17 protein-coding genes are annotated in these 16,251 nt (G+C 68.4%); 11 read left to right on the forward strand and 6 right to left on the reverse strand.

Annotated features, from left to right (window positions below; genetic code table 11):
* Positions 1-100 precede the first annotated feature (100 nt).
* Both ACGFU7_RS26020 and ACGFU7_RS26025 read left to right on the forward strand, forming a co-directional pair.
* The gene (locus tag ACGFU7_RS26020; RefSeq protein ID WP_393698719.1) at positions 101-1,492 is read left to right on the forward strand and encodes a hypothetical protein; all 1,392 of its coding nucleotides are present in this window, start codon (positions 101-103) and stop codon (positions 1,490-1,492) included.
* A gap of 20 nt (positions 1,493-1,512) precedes the next feature.
* Positions 1,513-2,253, forward strand: coding sequence for a class I SAM-dependent methyltransferase (locus ACGFU7_RS26025; RefSeq protein WP_393698721.1), 741 nt, complete (start codon positions 1,513-1,515; stop codon positions 2,251-2,253).
* Positions 2,254-2,532: 279 nt separating this feature from the next.
* Here the strand turns inward: ACGFU7_RS26025 and ACGFU7_RS26030 are convergent, their stop codons facing one another.
* Positions 2,533-2,895, reverse strand: a complete 363-nt coding sequence (locus ACGFU7_RS26030; protein ID WP_356723121.1) for a hypothetical protein — start codon at positions 2,893-2,895, stop codon at positions 2,533-2,535.
* Between the two features lie 665 nt (positions 2,896-3,560).
* Between ACGFU7_RS26030 and ACGFU7_RS26035 the strand changes: the two genes are divergently transcribed.
* Positions 3,561-3,995, forward strand: a complete 435-nt coding sequence (locus ACGFU7_RS26035) for an NUDIX domain-containing protein (RefSeq protein WP_097921540.1) — start codon at positions 3,561-3,563, stop codon at positions 3,993-3,995.
* A gap of 41 nt (positions 3,996-4,036) precedes the next feature.
* Here ACGFU7_RS26035 and ACGFU7_RS26040 read toward each other — a convergent pair whose 3' ends face one another.
* The 4 genes from ACGFU7_RS26040 to ACGFU7_RS26055 are packed head-to-tail and all read right to left on the reverse strand — an operon-like array spanning position 4,037 to position 7,694.
* Positions 4,037-5,473 carry an amidase family protein gene (locus ACGFU7_RS26040; RefSeq protein ID WP_097921539.1) on the reverse strand — a complete coding sequence of 479 codons (1,437 nt, stop codon included), beginning with the start codon at positions 5,471-5,473 and terminating at the stop codon, positions 4,037-4,039.
* Positions 5,470-6,678, reverse strand: a complete 1,209-nt coding sequence (locus ACGFU7_RS26045) for an MAB_1171c family putative transporter (protein WP_097921538.1) — start codon at positions 6,676-6,678, stop codon at positions 5,470-5,472. Before ACGFU7_RS26045 ends, ACGFU7_RS26040 begins: the two co-directional genes overlap by 4 nt.
* A complete protein-coding gene (locus tag ACGFU7_RS26050) occupies positions 6,675-7,187 on the reverse strand; it encodes a hypothetical protein (RefSeq protein WP_393698723.1) in 513 nt (170 codons plus the stop codon). Before ACGFU7_RS26050 ends, ACGFU7_RS26045 begins: the two co-directional genes overlap by 4 nt.
* 36 nt (positions 7,188-7,223) lie before the next feature.
* Positions 7,224-7,694 carry an XRE family transcriptional regulator gene (locus ACGFU7_RS26055; RefSeq protein WP_393698725.1) on the reverse strand — a complete coding sequence of 157 codons (471 nt, stop codon included), beginning with the start codon at positions 7,692-7,694 and terminating at the stop codon, positions 7,224-7,226.
* Between the two features lie 1,076 nt (positions 7,695-8,770).
* Between ACGFU7_RS26055 and ACGFU7_RS26060 the strand changes: the two genes are divergently transcribed.
* From ACGFU7_RS26060 to ACGFU7_RS26095, 8 genes are all read left to right on the forward strand, one after another.
* Positions 8,771-9,694 carry a helix-turn-helix domain-containing protein gene (locus ACGFU7_RS26060; protein ID WP_393698726.1) on the forward strand — a complete coding sequence of 308 codons (924 nt, stop codon included), beginning with the start codon at positions 8,771-8,773 and terminating at the stop codon, positions 9,692-9,694.
* A 5-nt stretch (positions 9,695-9,699) separates the two neighbouring features.
* Positions 9,700-10,386: a hypothetical protein gene (locus tag ACGFU7_RS26065; protein ID WP_393698727.1), complete on the forward strand. Its 687-nt coding sequence runs from the start codon at positions 9,700-9,702 to the stop codon at positions 10,384-10,386.
* Positions 10,387-10,533: 147 nt separating this feature from the next.
* Positions 10,534-11,160: a WhiB family transcriptional regulator gene (locus ACGFU7_RS26070; protein WP_393698729.1), complete on the forward strand. Its 627-nt coding sequence runs from the start codon at positions 10,534-10,536 to the stop codon at positions 11,158-11,160.
* A 14-nt stretch (positions 11,161-11,174) separates the two neighbouring features.
* The gene (locus ACGFU7_RS26075; protein WP_393698731.1) at positions 11,175-12,569 is read left to right on the forward strand and encodes a hypothetical protein; all 1,395 of its coding nucleotides are present in this window, start codon (positions 11,175-11,177) and stop codon (positions 12,567-12,569) included.
* Positions 12,566-12,757, forward strand: coding sequence for a hypothetical protein (locus ACGFU7_RS26080; RefSeq protein ID WP_053558947.1), 192 nt, complete (start codon positions 12,566-12,568; stop codon positions 12,755-12,757). The genes ACGFU7_RS26075 and ACGFU7_RS26080 overlap by 4 nt, the downstream gene beginning before the upstream one ends.
* Positions 12,748-13,083: a hypothetical protein gene (locus ACGFU7_RS26085; protein ID WP_393698733.1), complete on the forward strand. Its 336-nt coding sequence runs from the start codon at positions 12,748-12,750 to the stop codon at positions 13,081-13,083. The genes ACGFU7_RS26080 and ACGFU7_RS26085 overlap by 10 nt, the downstream gene beginning before the upstream one ends.
* 128 nt (positions 13,084-13,211) lie before the next feature.
* Positions 13,212-13,757, forward strand: a complete 546-nt coding sequence (locus ACGFU7_RS26090; protein WP_257134758.1) for a plasmid mobilization protein — start codon at positions 13,212-13,214, stop codon at positions 13,755-13,757.
* Positions 13,754-15,505 (forward strand): relaxase/mobilization nuclease domain-containing protein, encoded by a 1,752-nt coding sequence (locus tag ACGFU7_RS26095; protein WP_393698735.1) that lies wholly within the window; start codon positions 13,754-13,756, stop codon positions 15,503-15,505. The genes ACGFU7_RS26090 and ACGFU7_RS26095 overlap by 4 nt, the downstream gene beginning before the upstream one ends.
* A gap of 177 nt (positions 15,506-15,682) precedes the next feature.
* Here the strand turns inward: ACGFU7_RS26095 and ACGFU7_RS26100 are convergent, their stop codons facing one another.
* Complete coding sequence (locus tag ACGFU7_RS26100; RefSeq protein WP_393698736.1) at positions 15,683-16,111, reverse strand: hypothetical protein; 429 nt, start codon at positions 16,109-16,111, stop codon at positions 15,683-15,685.
* Positions 16,112-16,251 lie beyond the last annotated feature (140 nt).

Below are 16,251 nucleotides of genomic sequence, written 5' to 3' on the forward strand. Positions count from 1 at the left end.
GTAGAGAACTCCATGATCACGCGGGCCTGTGCCCGTTCTGCTGCCACCCCTCATCGCGACCGTGCTCCGCCACCTACTGCCGGACGCTCTTAATCACCTGATGGACACCCACGACGCGTATCACCTGTGGGCCGATGCCCACGCCTTCTACGACACCCCGCTGTTACCCGACACCCGCGACCAGGCGGGGCCCCTTGCCGAGCAGTCCGCCCGGTGGGAGCAGCGGCTGGCCGATGAGACCCCCCACGGCGCGCTCCTGCGGACGAACGCTCTCTTCGACACCCTCAACGGGGATGGTCCGCTGCACCTGCTACATGTCACCCACGCCCTGGAGGAGATCAGCCAGAACGGCTTCTTGTACCCGTCGGGCGGGTGTCTGGTCGGCAGCATCTACTGCGCGCCGCTGACTGTGCACGGCAGCGGGTTTCGGATGCACAACCTCGCCGAGTACGTCCTGAACAAGGAAGCCCCGGCGTTCGTGGCCAAGGGCGGCGAAGGCCGCACGCCGACCCCGCTGATCTTCGAGATCACCCGGCCCCGTCGCGCGTACCGCGGCCTGGCGGGCGTGGACTACCTGCGCCTGGGCGCGATCCACCTCAGCATCTACAGCGACCTCGAATACCTGCTGTCCAACGCCGAGCGGTCCGCACTGCGCGAGACGATCGTCAGCCGCATCAAGAACAGCACCGCCTTTCTCGCCCTCGCGGCAGCCATCGTCTACGAAGGCGCGGACGTCGCCGCCCCGTCCTTCCTTGAACTACTGGACGAGACGATCCCGCGCCTGCCGATCCTCGGATACCTGTACTTCGAGGCCCTGGCCGAGTACCTGATGCTCCACTCCACCAGTGACCACACCCAGCAGCTTGCCGAGCGCGGCGAGTTCAACAACTGGCTCTACAAGGAAATGCTGTTCGCCACGTTCCCCGACATGGCCGGCAGATTCGACCTCGCGAAGTTCCGCCCTGCCCCCGGCAAGTTCGACGTACTCCTTGCCGGCGTCGACACCACCGTGGATCCCGTGCACGCCCGCGCCTACCTCCGCGACCGGATCAGCTATCTCGTCGCCGCGCGCCTCTTCACCACCGGCCAGATACCGGAAGCCTGGCGCCACACTCGCTGGGAGTTCGACAGCCTGGCCACTCAGATGGGGCCGCTGCTCGGCCACCTCATCCACCGGGAACTGCGGACCTTTGGCCGCTACCCCGACTTCTACTTCTACTTCGATCAGCACAAGGCGCTTCAGGCGTGGAACTACTGGAACCACATGGACATCATCGCGCCGTTCAACGGCACGATGCCCAAGGGGGAAGTCGGCATCAACCCGGCTTACCCCGACTTGGAGTACAGCATCTACCGGGCCGTCCGGGACGAGGCCGGCCGGGTGCACCCCGTCGAGAAGCTGGACCTGACTATCGCGCCTCGGCTCGTGGACATCAAGTACACGCTGATGCGCAACAACAAATGGTCCGTTCCCCAACCCTCACCGAACTGATCCGCCCGTCAGGAGACGACATGACCGTGCACCCCGCCGCGCCTTCGCTCGAACTCCTCCGCGAGCAGATCGCTGCCCTTCTGCAGGACCCCGCGACCGGCCACGGGCTCGCCCGGACCCTGCGGGCCACAGCCAAGGAGATCGAGATCAGCCGCTACCACCAGGCCAGCAGCCTGGCCTGGCCGAACGGCCGTATCGACACGACGCCCGAGAGGGTGCAGATCGGCGGCGGCGCCCACCGGATCGACGGCTTCTTCAACATCGAAGCCGTCCCGCCCGCCGACCTCCTGTGGGACATCCGGGAAGGGATCCCCCTGCACGATGCCAGCGTGCAGCTCATGTTCTCCGAGCACTTCCTGGAGCACATCGACTATCCCCGTTCCGTCAAGCACTACGCCCGCGAAGCCCACCGCGTACTCACGGACGGCGGGCAGCTGGTCACGGGCGTGCCCGACGCCGCGTTCCTCCTGAGGCACTACCCCGCCAACCCCGAGCTGGCCGCCGAGATGGTGGAACGGTGGTACTCGAAGCGGGACTGCCTCAGCGACATCAGCACCTTCCTCGATCTGATCAACTACACCTTCCGCGACCAGGACGACACCCCCAACTACACGCCCCACCTGTGGGCTTACGACGAGGAGAAGCTGATACATCTCTTCACCGAGGCCGGGTTCCGGGCCGTGGAACCGTGGGACTTCGACGCCACGATGGCCAATCCGAAACGGCAGTGGGGCAGCGTGTACCTGGTCGCCACGAAATAGCCCCAGCGCGAGCGCCATGAGGGTGAGCAGCACCATGAACGAGCTGACCGCGGTACTGCTCATCGGGATCAACTGCTCCGGCAAGACGAGCCTCGCCCAGGCCACGGCCGCGCGCGGCCTGATCCGCCTCAGTGTGAACGAGTAGGTCCACCGCCTTAACGGCCTCACGGTACCGACTAGCTCACTTGGACGGACGACTGAACCGGCGCACACGGCCTGGCTCAGGCGAAGGGGCCGACCCGCGAACGCATCGCAGGTCGGCCCCGCCTTGTCGTACCCTCAACCTCGACGGGGGCGAGTGACGGTCGGCGCGGACATCGCCAGGCCGATCATGTCGGTCCACGCTGCGTTGCCCACGTTGTCCTGGAGCTCCTTGGCCACGCGCTCGTCGGCCGTCAGCACGCCGAATTCCACCCGCGTGTCGTACGGCAGGAAGTCGAGCGCCAGACGCCGGCCGACGTAATCGAGAACGGATGTGGCCTGCTTGATCTCGGGGTCATTGGTCAGGCCCGCGGGCTCGAAGCGCATGCTGACGTACTCGCGCACGAACGCCTCCAGCGGGACCTGGTGCCGCAGACCCTGGGTGATGGTCGTACTGAAGCCGTCCATCAGGCCCGCCAAAGTCGAGCCTTGCTTGGCCATGAAGATTGTGACTGCGGCAGGACTGCCGTCCTCGGTGCAGGCGACCGTCAAGTAACCCTTCCCCTCGCCGACCTTGAACGACCGAGTTGTCGACTGCAGGCGCCTCGGAGATCGCGGGAGCACCTGTCCAAGGGAGTACTCTCCGACCCTCTGCGTACGCGCCATGCCGTCAACGGTTCGGTCCGCCATCGAATGTGTCCTCTGGGTGGTCGAAAAGGGCCTAACAGGTCCGACGCCTACAACCTATGGGTATCCGATGTTCGATGACCACAAGATGTGGGATTCCCACCGTAGGGGCGACAGCCGGTGGGCACCAATCGCGGCACGCCGAGCGCCTCCCGCCTTTCCTCCTGCCCTGTCTGACGGATGAACTGCAAACTCAGCCGCTGCTGCGCGGCAAGCGGTCTGGTTCCGGATCAGCTGCCCCGCCGGAGAGAATGGCGAGCAGTGACAACCACCAGATGAGAGATGCGATCAGGCCATCACCCATGCCCCGTGCGGCAGTTCGGTAGACCTCGTGCTTTCGTGACGTGCTGCTGCGAGATCTACACTCGGGGCCGGCTGCCCGAGTACGGCCGTTGGCTGACCGGGGTGCACGCGGCAGTGAGCCGTGATCGCCGGGTGCTGTGTCGCGTCCCGTTCCATCGCATTCAGGAGAGGTGCCCGTGCACGAGAAGGTCACCAAGGACAAGGTGCTGTGCTACGTCGTGCGCGCCGGAGAGCTGCTGGTGTTTCGGCACACCGACTACAGCTACGAGGAAGTCGGTATTCAGGTCCCGGCCGGCAGCATCCGCGCGGGCGAGACGCCGGAGGCGGCGGCCCTACGGGAGGCCCGCGAGGAGACCGGTTTGAAGGACTTCAAGATCGTGCGGAAGCTCGGCGAGGCCGAATACGACATCAGCCCGTACCGGTTCGAGATTCAGCACCGCCACGTCTTCCACTTGGAGCTGACCGAGCCCACACCGGAGCGGTGGGCCAGCCAGGAGGACCACGATTGCGAGCACGAACCCACCCGCTTCGAGTGCTTCTGGGTCCCGCTGGAGGCCGCCCACGTTCTACAGTCCGGCCAGGGTGCCCTGCTGGGACGCCTGTACGACTGATCCCCCTCCGGTCACGGCCCGCGCGCCGCTGGCCAACAGTGTCAAAGGCTGATCCCCACGGACACCCCTCCGAGAAGCGACGCCAGGTGTTCGGCCAGGGCGAGCAGGGTCCGGTCTGAGTAGGCCGGTCCCACGAGCTGCACGCCGATCGGGAGGCCGTCCACGTTTCGCGCAACAGGTACGACGAGGCTGGGCAGACCGACGTGACTGGTGAGATTGGCCCAACCGGTCTGGTCGAAGAAGCTCCGCTCGCTGCCGTCAACCGTGAGAACGCGGGAGCCAGCCGGGATCGCCGCAGTGGGAGCAGCGGGGATCATGAGGACATCGTGCTCGGCGTCGGCGAAGAATCGATGCCACGTCTCCCGGAGCCGGAGGCGCTCTTCGTTGGTGCGGAGCCAAGCGCGGTGTGTCTGCGTTCGGTGGCGGAGGAAGGTGGCCCGCGGGCTCGCGTCATCCTCGTGCAGGTCGCGCGCTGCCGCGAGTTCGGCCGCGCCGGCTTTATCGTCGGTGGCGGCCGTCGTGGTGGCGTGGAGGAGTCGCTCGAAAAGGCGGAGAGAGTCGGTAAAGCCAACCGGTCCCGTGGTGTGGCGGACGTTCGTGCCGGCGGAGGCCAGTGCCTTCTCGACGGTGGCGAGAGCATGGGCAGTCTCACGGTCGACGGGGCAGCTGGTGTCCTCGGCCCACACCGCCACGCGGAGCTGGCCGACCGCGCAGCGCGCCATGGGCAGCTTCACGAGCCAGGGGCTGTTCTCGCCGGGTGACGGTGTTGTCAGCGCGTCGAGGAGCAGGTCGAGGTCGCGGGGGTGGCGGGCCAGGGGGCCCGGGGTGACCATGTCGCTGCTGGTGATCCATCCCGGCGGGCGGGGGATGTGGCCGCGGGCTGGGATGAGTCCGTGCGTGGGGCGCAGGCCGTAGACGCCGCAGTAGTGGGCCGGGAGCCGGAGGGAGCCGGCGAGGTCGCTGCCCAGATCGGCGGGGGTCAGGTGGGCGGCGACTGCGGCGGCGGGGCCGCCGGAGGAACCGCCGACGGTGTACTTGAGGTCGTGCGGGTTGAGCGTGGGGCCGAACAGGACATTGTCGGTGTGCAGGTCCTGGCAGTACGCCGGGGTGTTGGTCTTGCCCATGATGACGGCGCCTTGGTGGCGGAGCCGGGCGACCGCGTCGGCGTCGCGTGCGGGGACGTGGTCGGCGAGCTCTTCGGCGCCGCTGGTGGTGCGCAGGCCAGCTGTCTCGAAGCTGTCCTTGATCGTGAGGGGAAGGCCGTCGAGGAGGCCGGTGCTCTCGTTGCGGGCGCGGCGTTCGTCGGCCGCGTGCGCGGCGGCTCGGGCCGCGCTGTCGTCGCGGGTGACGACGGCGTTGATCTGGCTGGCGTCTATCTGGGCGAGGTGGAGGTCCAGCAGTTCGCGGCTGGAGATCTCGCCGTGGTCCAGGGCCTGAAGCTGGGCGTGCGCGGGCTGGCGGGTGAGGTCGTTCGTCATGCGGAGACTCGCTCAAGGTGGGGGGCTCGTGCGGGCTGGCGGGGCAGGTGGCGGGCGACGTCGAGGAGAGCGTCGATGTCGTCCATGGGCCTCGTGGTCTGGCGTTCGGCGTCGGCGAACTCGGTGAGCTGCTCGGGCTCCGGGCGGGCGTCGGTGGCGCGGGCGGCGATTCCGGCGAGGATCTGGTCGGCGGTGACGGCTGCGGACAGCTCCTGGCCGTGCAGTCCTCGGGCCCGGTGGTGGGCTTCGCTTGCCTCGCGAACCGCGGCATCGAGATACCTGCGAATCACGAACCGGCCGTCCCGGATCTCGACGGCTCGGCGGTAGAGCCGGATCGAGATGCGGCGGAAGCGGCGCCGCTGGGCTGGGTCGACTCGGTCGATGGGCAGCTCGATCTCGGGTGCTTCGCTGTAGAAGGCCAGCCACAGGGGGCGCAGGCCGTAGTAGCAGCGGTACTGCCTGATCCGGTACTGGACGCTCTGGGTCTGGTCGCTGATGGTGGGCACGAGCCAGCCGATCAGCGTGAGCATGGCGCCGACATCGCCGCAGGTCCAGGCGAAGCTCTCCCATTCTGCGAGGGAGGTGTCGAAAGCGCCGGCGATCACGTTGCCGATGCGGACCGCGCTGTATCCGAGGGTGACGGTTGCGCCGAGGGCGACGATGCGCAGGCCGACCCGGACGGACTCCCGTTTGCTGCGGCGGGCCAGACGCCAGCAGGCGCGGGCGAGGAACAGTTCCCCGATGGTGTAGGCCGTGACGTACAAGGTGAGGTACGCGGCGTACCAGTCGTCGTGCGCGTAGTAGAGCGTGAAGTCGATGGGGTGCGGCGCGCTGGGCGTCAGCAGGGCGAACAGCACCAACAACCCGGCGATCACGGCAAAGCCGGCCCCGAGCCACCGGCGACTGCGCCGGCGGGCGACGTCGGGCGAAGACCCCCAGTACGTGAGAACCACCTGCTGACAGGCGAGGAGCGCGACTACGCACCCTTGGGCGAGGGGTACGGAGAGGTTGACGGTGCCGAGCACGCGGTCGAGGTAGTTCCACATCGGGGTGATGGAGAACAGGAACGACAGCCCTGACAGCAGGAAGACAGCGGCCAGCGCGGTGGAGGCGGGATCTCGGCGGCGGGTCGGCACGTCCCGCAGGAGGCAGAGGAAGCCGAGTGTGGCGACAACGAGGCTGATCGGATGGAGCAAGTCCTTCACGGCCGGGCCTCCCGTCGGCGCAGGAGTGTGTGCGTGACCCGGTCCTGGACTTCGTCCCCGGAGGACTCGTCGCTGCGGAGCCACCGGTCAATGATCCTGCGCTGGAGCAGCGAGGCGAGAAGCTCAGTGTCCCGCTCCTCGTCCTCGTCGTACTTCGTGCGCCCCAACATCATCTCCACGGTGGCCGAACCGACGCTGGTGAAGATCGTCGTGGAGAGCGCGGACGCCGGGCGGTTTTTGTGATGGCCGAGCAGCAGATGGCTGAACTCGTGGGCGATGATGTGGTCCTGGTGCAGACAGCTGGTCCGCGGGTCGTAGTACACGTAAAAGGCACTCTCCGTGACGGCGCATGCCCCGCACACGGAGGGTGCCTGCTCACGGGGCTCTAGGACCACATTCCGTCCCGTGCGGCGTGAGACCTCTTCGCTGAGATCGCGGATATTGGTGACGTGCGGGAGCCGCAGCTCGGCCAAGAGGTCAGGCCGGCGCAGCCTGCGTACAGACCACATTATTTTTCCTTGATCACTTACTGAACTAAGGCCGTCTTACGCGCCAGTTGAGGGTGGCAACCCCTCGGATTTTCGTACGCTCTCGACGATCCCCAGGACGGCGTCCTTTCCGTCCGCTGAGACGTCGGATAGGCGAAGAAGAACGTTCTTGATCTTCGCGTCGCGAAGCAGTGCGAGCAACTCCAGCTCCTGCACTGTCTTTTCGGCAACGGCATCATCGAACCAATAAGCGGGATCCACCCCGAAAAACCCTGCGAGCGCTTCAAGGTGACGCTTCGTCGGGTTATCGCGCTGCCCGGTCCGCAGGAGCCACAGGTACTGCGCGGACAACTTGCCCAGCCCTCGCTTCTCCATCAGCTCGGCCACTTCGGCGTTGCTAAAGGGGCCACGATCGGGCGGGTGCACCGTATCGAACAGGCGGTTTAGGCGGTCCATGAGCCCCTGGGGGGTCACCTGGTCTCCGGTTGGCTCTTCCATGATCCTTTTCTGGGTGGACTTCGTCGTCACTTCGACCACCACACTACCTCGCCATAAACACCAGTTGACGGCGCGATCCCGCGTATGGAAAGTTTCTTCCTCACCAGCACGTTTCCGTTGGCACGCACCGTCCATTCCTGGTCGGCCTGTCCTTTTCTACCGGCAGGAGCGCGCCGGGCGACGTGGCGCGAGCCACATTTCCCTTGCGGTATACGTCACGTCTGGCACCCCAGGATTGATCTTCGACCGGAAAGCGCGGAGTGACCGTGGAAACACCTCATCCACACCGTGTTCCTGTCGCGGGAGGTATCAGACACCCGCTGCAATTCGGACACAATGACACGCTCTCGACGTTCGGGGCAACCGCGGCAACGGTGCTCCTGAACACCGGGGGGCGGCCCGCACCGAGCCCTGCACGCGACTCCGGCGACCGATCACACGGTGACTTTCTGCTACCAGCACAGGGCTTAAAGACCGTGCCTGGACCTTGTCGCCGGTGCGTGCGCATGTACCCGGGCAGCCACCAGCACAGGCTTCGCTAGTTGGTCCACAAACCGTGGTCGCATGAGACGCGAGAGGGCGCTGCGGTGACCATTTCCAAGTCCGTCGGGGCGATCATGGCGCTGCCCGCGTCCCAGCCCGCCGCCCCCACTTGCAGGCGCAGGTTCCGGCGCCCTCCCACGCGACTTGTAGAGAGTCCTTTAGCAAGGTCTGGATCTTGCGCCACAGCCTGCATATGTTCGTCGTCCCCCGCCGGGCACCCCGCCCAGCAGCAGACGGCATAGGGAGCCATATGCGGAACGCGCGACCCAGCAGGGCTGCATAGCCCCGAAAACAGCGACGGCGCCCATGGAGCCACTAACTCCCGGACGCCGACCGCCTGACGGCACTCCCGCCCCGGCAAGGGCGGTGATTACCCACCTTTACCGCACCGGACCTTTCCTACGGGCACCCCGGCGCGGCTTTCACTACGGAGGAGAGTCTTACATGCCGCCTGCCCTGCGCAAAAGGCCAGCGTTCCCGGCCTGCGCGGCAGCCACCCCCGCTCACCTGTCTCCCGCGTCGTCGACACCCAATCTCACGCATCTCGTGAAGGCGGTGTCCCGATGAGCGGGCAGGCACGTAAGTGGGCCTGGGAGAGCAGTGCCAGCCGTGGCACGGCCCGCTTGGTCCTCCTGTCGATCGCCGACCGGATCCCCGACGAGCAATGCGTCGCCTATGCGGGCCTCACCGAGCTGATGGAGCGGACGCACGCCAGCCGCAACGCCGTGCGCGGCGCCCTCACCTCGCTGGTAGCGGCCGGCGACCTGGAGATATGCGTCGACTTCCAGGGCCCCCAGCACAGCACGGTGTACCGCATGCCGCGCCCCGCTGCCTGGCTCGCGAAGGTCGCGGCTGCCCAGAAGGTCGACCCCGAGCTGCGCGTCGAGGACGTCGAACCGCTGGCGGACACCGATCCCGCTCCCGACCTGGATGACCTGGACGAGGAGCGGCTGCGCAAGCACCGCATCTGCCGCAAGGCCGGGTCGGAATCGGGCCCCCCTCGTCAGAATCTGACCGGGTCAAAATCTGCACCCCCTCGTCAGAATCCGACCCCTCCCCGGGTCAGAAAACGACCCCCCTCCGGGTCAGAAACTGACCCCCAGAACTGTAGTGAACCGAAGGTGAACCGTAAGTACAGCAGCAGTAGTGCTGCCGACCTCACCTCGGCCACCGACTGGCAGGTCGACGACGCGAGTCTGTCCTGGGCCCAGCAGCAGGGACACCTGGAACGCCTCGGCGAGCAGGGCCTGCAGGCCGCCGACGCGAAATGGCGCCACTACCGCGCCGCCTGGAGCCCTCGCTCCGCCGCTGTCTGGGCTGCCGACTGGCGGTCCTGGATCGACCGCGAGCACACCCCCACACCACAGCGCCCGAACCTCTACGCCCTGCCCGGCGGCAGCCCCGCCCCACAGGCCGGCATGACCCGCTCCGAAGCGCACATGGCCGCCCTGCTCGCCGCCGTCGACGAACCGACTGGAACGGAGTAACTACCTTGGACCGCCGTGAAGTTGCTGCCGTACTCACCTACGTCGGCCGCCTGGACCCGCGCACCATCCGCACCAATGCGGGTGAAGCCCGCGACCAGCTCGCCATGTGGCACGAGCTGCTCGGCGAGGTACCCATGACCACCGGCCAGGGCTGGGATGTACGCGACGTGGTGCGCAAGCGCGTCGTCGCCTCCCCGTACCCGATCCTGCCCGCCGATGTGGCCCGCGAGTGGAACGCCCACTACCGCGACCGCCTGGGACGGCACACCGATCCGACGCCGATGGCCGACCCCGACGACCCGCAAGCCTGGCGGGCGGAGCTTGTCGCGACCCGCGACGCCGTCGTGACGGGGCGGATCGCCCCGTCGCCGCACCGCGGAGTGACGACCGGGGAACCCCACCCCGGCCTGAAAAAGATGCTCAAGGCCGTCGGCACCTACGTCCCGGACGCCGTACGAGCCGAACTGGCGCCCTTCCGTCCGGCCCGTGCCGCCCGCGAAGCCGCCATCGCCGCCGGCGGACCCGACATCTTCAGCGTCCCGTGCGAGAGGTGCCGCGCCCCGAAGGGCGAGCCCTGCCGCGAACGGAGCGGTGGAGGTGTCCGCAACCGGAACACCAAACCGCGCATCGAGCCGCATCCGACCCGCGTCGAGGACGCCCTGGCCGCTCAAGCCCAGGCCATACCTGCCTGACCCGGCCGCCACCTCCCCGCAGAAACGTTCCTCCAAGCGGTACGGCCCGCCGCCGTGCCCCAAGCCCGCCTCGCCAAGCTCCGCCGCACCCCGCCACCACCGGTGCCGAGCGAACCGCGCCGACCGAGGCGCCCTTCGGAGACTCCCTTGCGCCACATCACCACCAACGACTCCCCGGCCCCGACCATCCGTGGCATCGCCGACCACAGCTGGCAGGCCCGGGGACTGTGCCACAACATGCCGCCCAAGGTCATCGACGCGCTGTTCTTCCACGCGGCCCGCGACCGCGCGGCCATCGACGAGGCCAAGTCGATCTGCGGCCAGTGCCCCGTGAAGAAGGCGTGTTTCGACTACGCCCTCGACAACGAGATCCGGCACGGCATGTGGGGCGGCCTCACCGACGACGAGCGCCGCCCCTGGCACGCCAAGGTCAACAAGCGCCTGGACTACAGCCGGGTGAAGGCGGCCTTCGAAGGGCGCGACATCCACCTCAGCGACGCCGAACGTGAGGCCGTCACCCGCCACGCGTACGTCCGCGGCTGGAGCCCCGAGCGCCTCGCCTTCACGCTGCGGCTCGACCTGGACTGGGCGCGTGACCTGATGCGCAACGCCGCACACGCTGTCGCCGACCGCGACCGCTACTGGGACCAGGACGACGAGACCGAGCCGGCCGACGACGAGACGGCCGAGGACGAGGAGGCCGCCTCGCCGGTGCAGGTGCCCCGCCAGGTTCAGACCCACTCCCTGATCGCCGCTCTCCGAAAGGCCGCATGACTCACCCCATCGCCATGTCTCTGCCACTCGGTATTGATCCCGTCTACGCGGTCGCGGCTGTCGGGGTGCTCGCCCTGGTGCTGGCCGGATGGTCGATCCGACGCAACCGGACACGGGCAGGCGCCCCGCGCGCCGGCACCCCCACGGTGTGGGTCGCTGCCCTCGCGGCGCTGGGCTGCACGGCATACAGCGCGGAGACCAGCTGGTTCTTCGCCGCTGACTACCTCGGCATGACCGACACGGTGCAACGGGCTGCCTTCTTCTCCACAGCCGAGCTGGCGCTGTTCGCGAACGCTCTGCTGGCCCGCCAGAACCTGCGCAATCAAGGCGCACCCGGCGTTCCCGGCACCCTGGTCTGGGTGCTCACCGGGGTACAGATCATCCCGGCGTACGCCGAATCAGGGCCGGTCGGCGGCACCGTGCGCGCGATCGTCGGTCCGGTCATGGCGGCCATGCTCTGGCATCTGGCCATGGGTATCGAGCTGCGGCTACACAAACCGGACGCCTCCTCGCAGGGGCTGCTGGCGACGCTCGGACGCGAAGTACGGGAACGTCTCCTCTCCCGCCTGGGTGTCGCCACGCGGAACCGCGATGCCGCCCAGATCACTAGGGAGCGCGCCACGGAGCGGGCAGGGGCCCTCGCGTCCCGGCTGGCCAAGATGCCGGAGAAGGATCGCACGAATCGTCACGGGCGCCGGATCGAACGGCGGCTCGAGACGGCCCTCTCACGATCCGGGGTCGGCACCGATCCTGACCAGCGTCGTGCGCTTCTGGAGCAGCTGGCCGCCCGCCGGCATGCTGCGGCCCTCGCCTCTGTCGCCCTGCCGTCCCCCTGGACTCAGCCCTCGTGGGAGCAAGACGACCACCGTGGGGACCGGTCCCCACGCGGTACGGCCCTGGGGACTCGGACGCTCCCCGAGGAACAGGTGAGCCCGACGGGGACGGTCCCCGAGGCCGGTCCCCGAACCGCAGCCTCGATCGGGGACCGCGCTGTCGGGGACGCGGCCGAGCCCGTTGGGGACGGTCCCCACACCGTCCCCAACGACAACGGGGACCGGGAACACCCCGACACCGAAACGGGGACCGAGCCCAACGGGGACCGTCCCCACACCGTCCCCCTGCGTCGCAAGCCGCCGCAGAAGGGCTCCCGAAACCGTCCGGGCGCCGGGCAGGCCAAGCGTTCGCGGAACGGGCCCCGGCTGACCGTCGAGCAGATGGTCGAGCGGGTTCGCCCGCACGTGCCCGCGCTGCTGGAGCGGGACGGCAACGCGTCGGTCACCCGTCCCCAGCTGCGGGAGATCCTCCGCGCCCAGAACATCCAGGGCGGCCGGAACGAGCGCCTGACGCCGGTCCTGCAGCTGCTGCGGGACGAGGCGGCCACCACCACGACAAGGAGCACGGTCCGATGAAGACCTGCCATCGGTTCGCCACCATCAAGTCCGGCTTTGAGCAGGACATCCGGTTCCTGCGCGGTCACTCCGAGCGTCATCAGGGGTCGACGTCGGCGAAGACGAGCGCGAAGAACGCCTTCTCGGTGAAGCGGAACATGGCGCGGGCCTTGAACCGGCACCTCGACCGCTGTCCCGAGTGCGGCTGACACCAGCAAAGGAGCAGGTCACGCGCCTGCCTCCGTATTCCGCCGGGTGGCCCGGCCTCGGTCGGGCCCCCTGTGATGGAAGGATCGCCATTCCTGCCCGCAATCCGCGTACGCGCACCCCGTCGACCGCCGAGGCCGGCGCCTGGGCGGAAGTGCTCGTACGGCACCAGCTCCTGCACGCAGCCGTGCTGGCCCCCAACGGCCAGTGGCTCACCCAGGACCGCCCCGAGTCCCCTGTCCGCGTCCTCAACGGCCCGACCGCCATGGTCGAACTCGCCGCCGAGATCCAGCACCGCATCCGCACCACGAGGAACCCCACCCGATGACGAACCCGACGACACCCCCCACTCACGCGCACGGTGAGCCGGAATCCAACTCGACTTCACCGCGAGCAAGTTGGTGCGAGAGTAGTACTCCCGTTGGGAGTACTACTCTCGCGTCCTCCGCCCCAGGGGTGGCGGAGGCGGTCCAGCGCCGGGGGGCGCCGGACCGTGGGGATGCGACCGAGGGCGGCCGGCATCCCCAGGAGGAGCAAACAGCCACCCACCCGTGCCACAACCCGCACTGCACGTACCACGCGAGCGCGCCGTCGAGCCAGCTACCCGCACGCAACCGCACGCCGAAGACCAAGTCGAGCAAGCGCAAGCACCTGATCGCCAGCCGCTTCAACGACGACGAGAAGCAGTCCGTCCTCGATGCCGCAGCCGCGTGCGCCATGACTCCGTCCGGCTTCCTCGCCCACGCAGCCCTCAGCGCCGCGCGCGACCTGACGCGCACGGCAGCCGAGATAGCCGGCGAACGCGAAATGATCGCCGAGCTGTTCAGCCTGCGGCGCCACCTCGGACAGATCGGCAACAACGTCAACCAGGTTGCCAAGACGTTCAATTCAGGCGGTGACGCCCCGCACGCCGAGGCGGTCCTCTCCGCCGTGCACCGTGCCGCTCGACGCGTGGACGCCTTCACCCAGCACTACCTGGACAGCGAGCGCCCGGCTGCATGATCCCCAAAGTCCACGACATGGGCACGGATACCCGCGGTCTGGTGGCCTACCTGTACGGTCCCGGCAGGGCCGAGGAGCACATCGATCCGCACCTCGTCGCCGCGTGGGACAGCCAGGCCCCCGACCCCGGCCGCGATCCGGAGGCAACGTACGGCGACCTGCAGCGCCTGCTCGACCAGCCCGTCATGGCGCTACCCGAGAGCGCCAGGCCCGCCGAGCACGTATGGCACTTGTCCGTACGCGCCGCGCCGGAGGATCCGATCCTCACCGACGAGCAGTGGGCGGATATCGCCCGCCGCATGGTTGCCGCCACCGGCATCGCCCCCGAAGGCGACGACGCCGCCTGCCGCTGGGCGGCCGTTCGCCACGCCGACGATCACATCCACATCGTCGCCACCGTCGTACGCGAGGACGGCCGCCAGGCCCGCATCCGCCAGGACGGCGCCCGCTCCCAGACCGAAGCCCGAAAGGTCGAAATCGACTACGGTCTACGCCGGTTGAACGTCGGCGACGGAACCGCCGCCAAGCGCCCCACCAGCGCCGAACGCCACAAGGCTGACCGCCAGGGCAAGGAACGCACCCCCCGCGAGGAGCTGCGCGAGACCGTGCGCCGCGCCGCAGCCGGAGTCGCCAGCGAGGAGGAGTTCTTCGACCGCCTGGCCGCCGCCGGCCTCCTGATCCGCCAACGCACCGCACCCTCTGGTGATCTGCTCGGCTACAAGGTCGCGTTGCCGGACGACCGCAACGAGGACCAGGAGCCGATCTACTATTCCGGCTCCACCCTCGCGCCCGACCTCTCCCTGCCCCGCATCCGCAAGCGGTGGTCCTCCGACGCCTCCGGTCACTACAGCGACTCCGCCACGGACCGCTCTTCCGACTCGCCCCGTATCAGCCCGTCGGCCGCTCGGCGGCAGGCGACGACAGCGGTCTGGCAGACCGTGCTGATCCTCGACCAGGGCGACGACGGACAGATCGCCGCGCACCTCGCCGCAGCCGGCGAGGTCCTCGACGCGCTCGCCAAGACCTCGGCCGCGCACACCCGCCGTGAACTGCGAGATGCCGCATGGGCGTTCGAGCGGGCGACCCGCTCCCACGTCCAGGCCGAAGCAGGCCACGACCGTGCCCTGCGTCAGGCTGCCCGCGATCTCGTCTACGGCGGTCCCGCACTCGGCCGCGGCGAGGACGGTGCCACCACCGCCATGCTCATCGACATGGCGTTCTTCCTGGTCAGCGCCGCCGCCCACTGGCACGGGAAGAAGGAGCACGCCCAGCAGGCCGCTGCTGCCCGCCAGGCCGCCGACCACCTGCGTGCCGCCTACCAGGCCGCCGCGCCGCTGCACCTCGGCGTGATGCACCAGCGCGGTCGCCGCCTGTCCCAGCCCCTCCAGCGCAAGCAGGCCGCCTGTCTCCGACAGGCGGTGCCGGAGCTGGCCGGGCAGGTCCTCGCCGAGCCCGGCTGGTACGCCCTGGCCGCCACCCTCGTCGACGTCGAGAACGCCGGCCACGACCCCGCCGCGCTCCTGGCGGAAGCCGCGGAGCGGCGCGAGCTGGAGACCGCAGAATCGATCAGTGACGTGCTGGTATGGCGGCTGCGACGAATGGCGGACCTGCCCGCGGACGCCTCGACTGCGCCGGAGAGCGGTATGACAAGGACCGCGTCGAAGGGACAGACGCGGAGGAAGTCGACGCCGCCGTCGGGGAACGCCTCGGCCAAGCGAGGAGGCGGCACGAGAGAACCCAGACGCTGAGCGCCGCGCCTAGGAGCTCGGCTTCTGCCACGGTTTCACGGTCGACGAGAGGCTCCGGCGGTCTATGTCGAGTCGGGGCATGTCTGCAGTTCAGCGGCGGTGCAAGCGGTCTGCAGGTACTCCGTCGGCACTGCATGAGAGTGAAGTCCGCGGTGGGAGGTGAGTCGTCCTCAAAGCTCAGGCTGCCACTCCGTCGGGGTCCTCGCCCTCGTCCTCCGAGGAGCCGCCGCGCTTGTAAGGCGGAATAGGGATGACGCGCCCGTCAGCGAGCGTCCTGGTGTGCTCGGCCACTAAGTGTCTGACAGGGGGGCGGCGCTTGTCCTTGGCGTCCTGGTCATCGTCGGCGTACTCGGTGGCCTGGTCATCGTCGGCGTACTCGGTGGCCTGGTCATCGTCGGCGTACTCGGTGGCCTGGTCATCGTCGGCGTACTCGGTCACGTTCTGCGTCATGACGTGCTTGACGACCATGATCGCGACGGCTGCGCCCACAGTTGTGCCCACCGCTTTGACGACGCGGACAGCCGTCTCGTGCTTCTCGGCCCAGCTCCTCGCCTTCTCGCGGAAGGAGGTGGGATCGCCGTCCGCGGGAGCGGGTTCGCTGGGCATGGAGTCATTCACCCGCACAGATCTACCGGACACATCCCTCAACTGTCAGGCAATCAACCGACATCGCTTCTGTTCGTCAGGCTGAAGTACCTCATGTACATCTTCGCGAAGGTTCGGCCCATCGATCGACGCAGCCGCTC

This window comes from Streptomyces sp. NPDC048473, assembly GCF_043200155.1.
GTDB lineage: Bacteria > Actinomycetota > Actinomycetes > Streptomycetales > Streptomycetaceae > Streptomyces.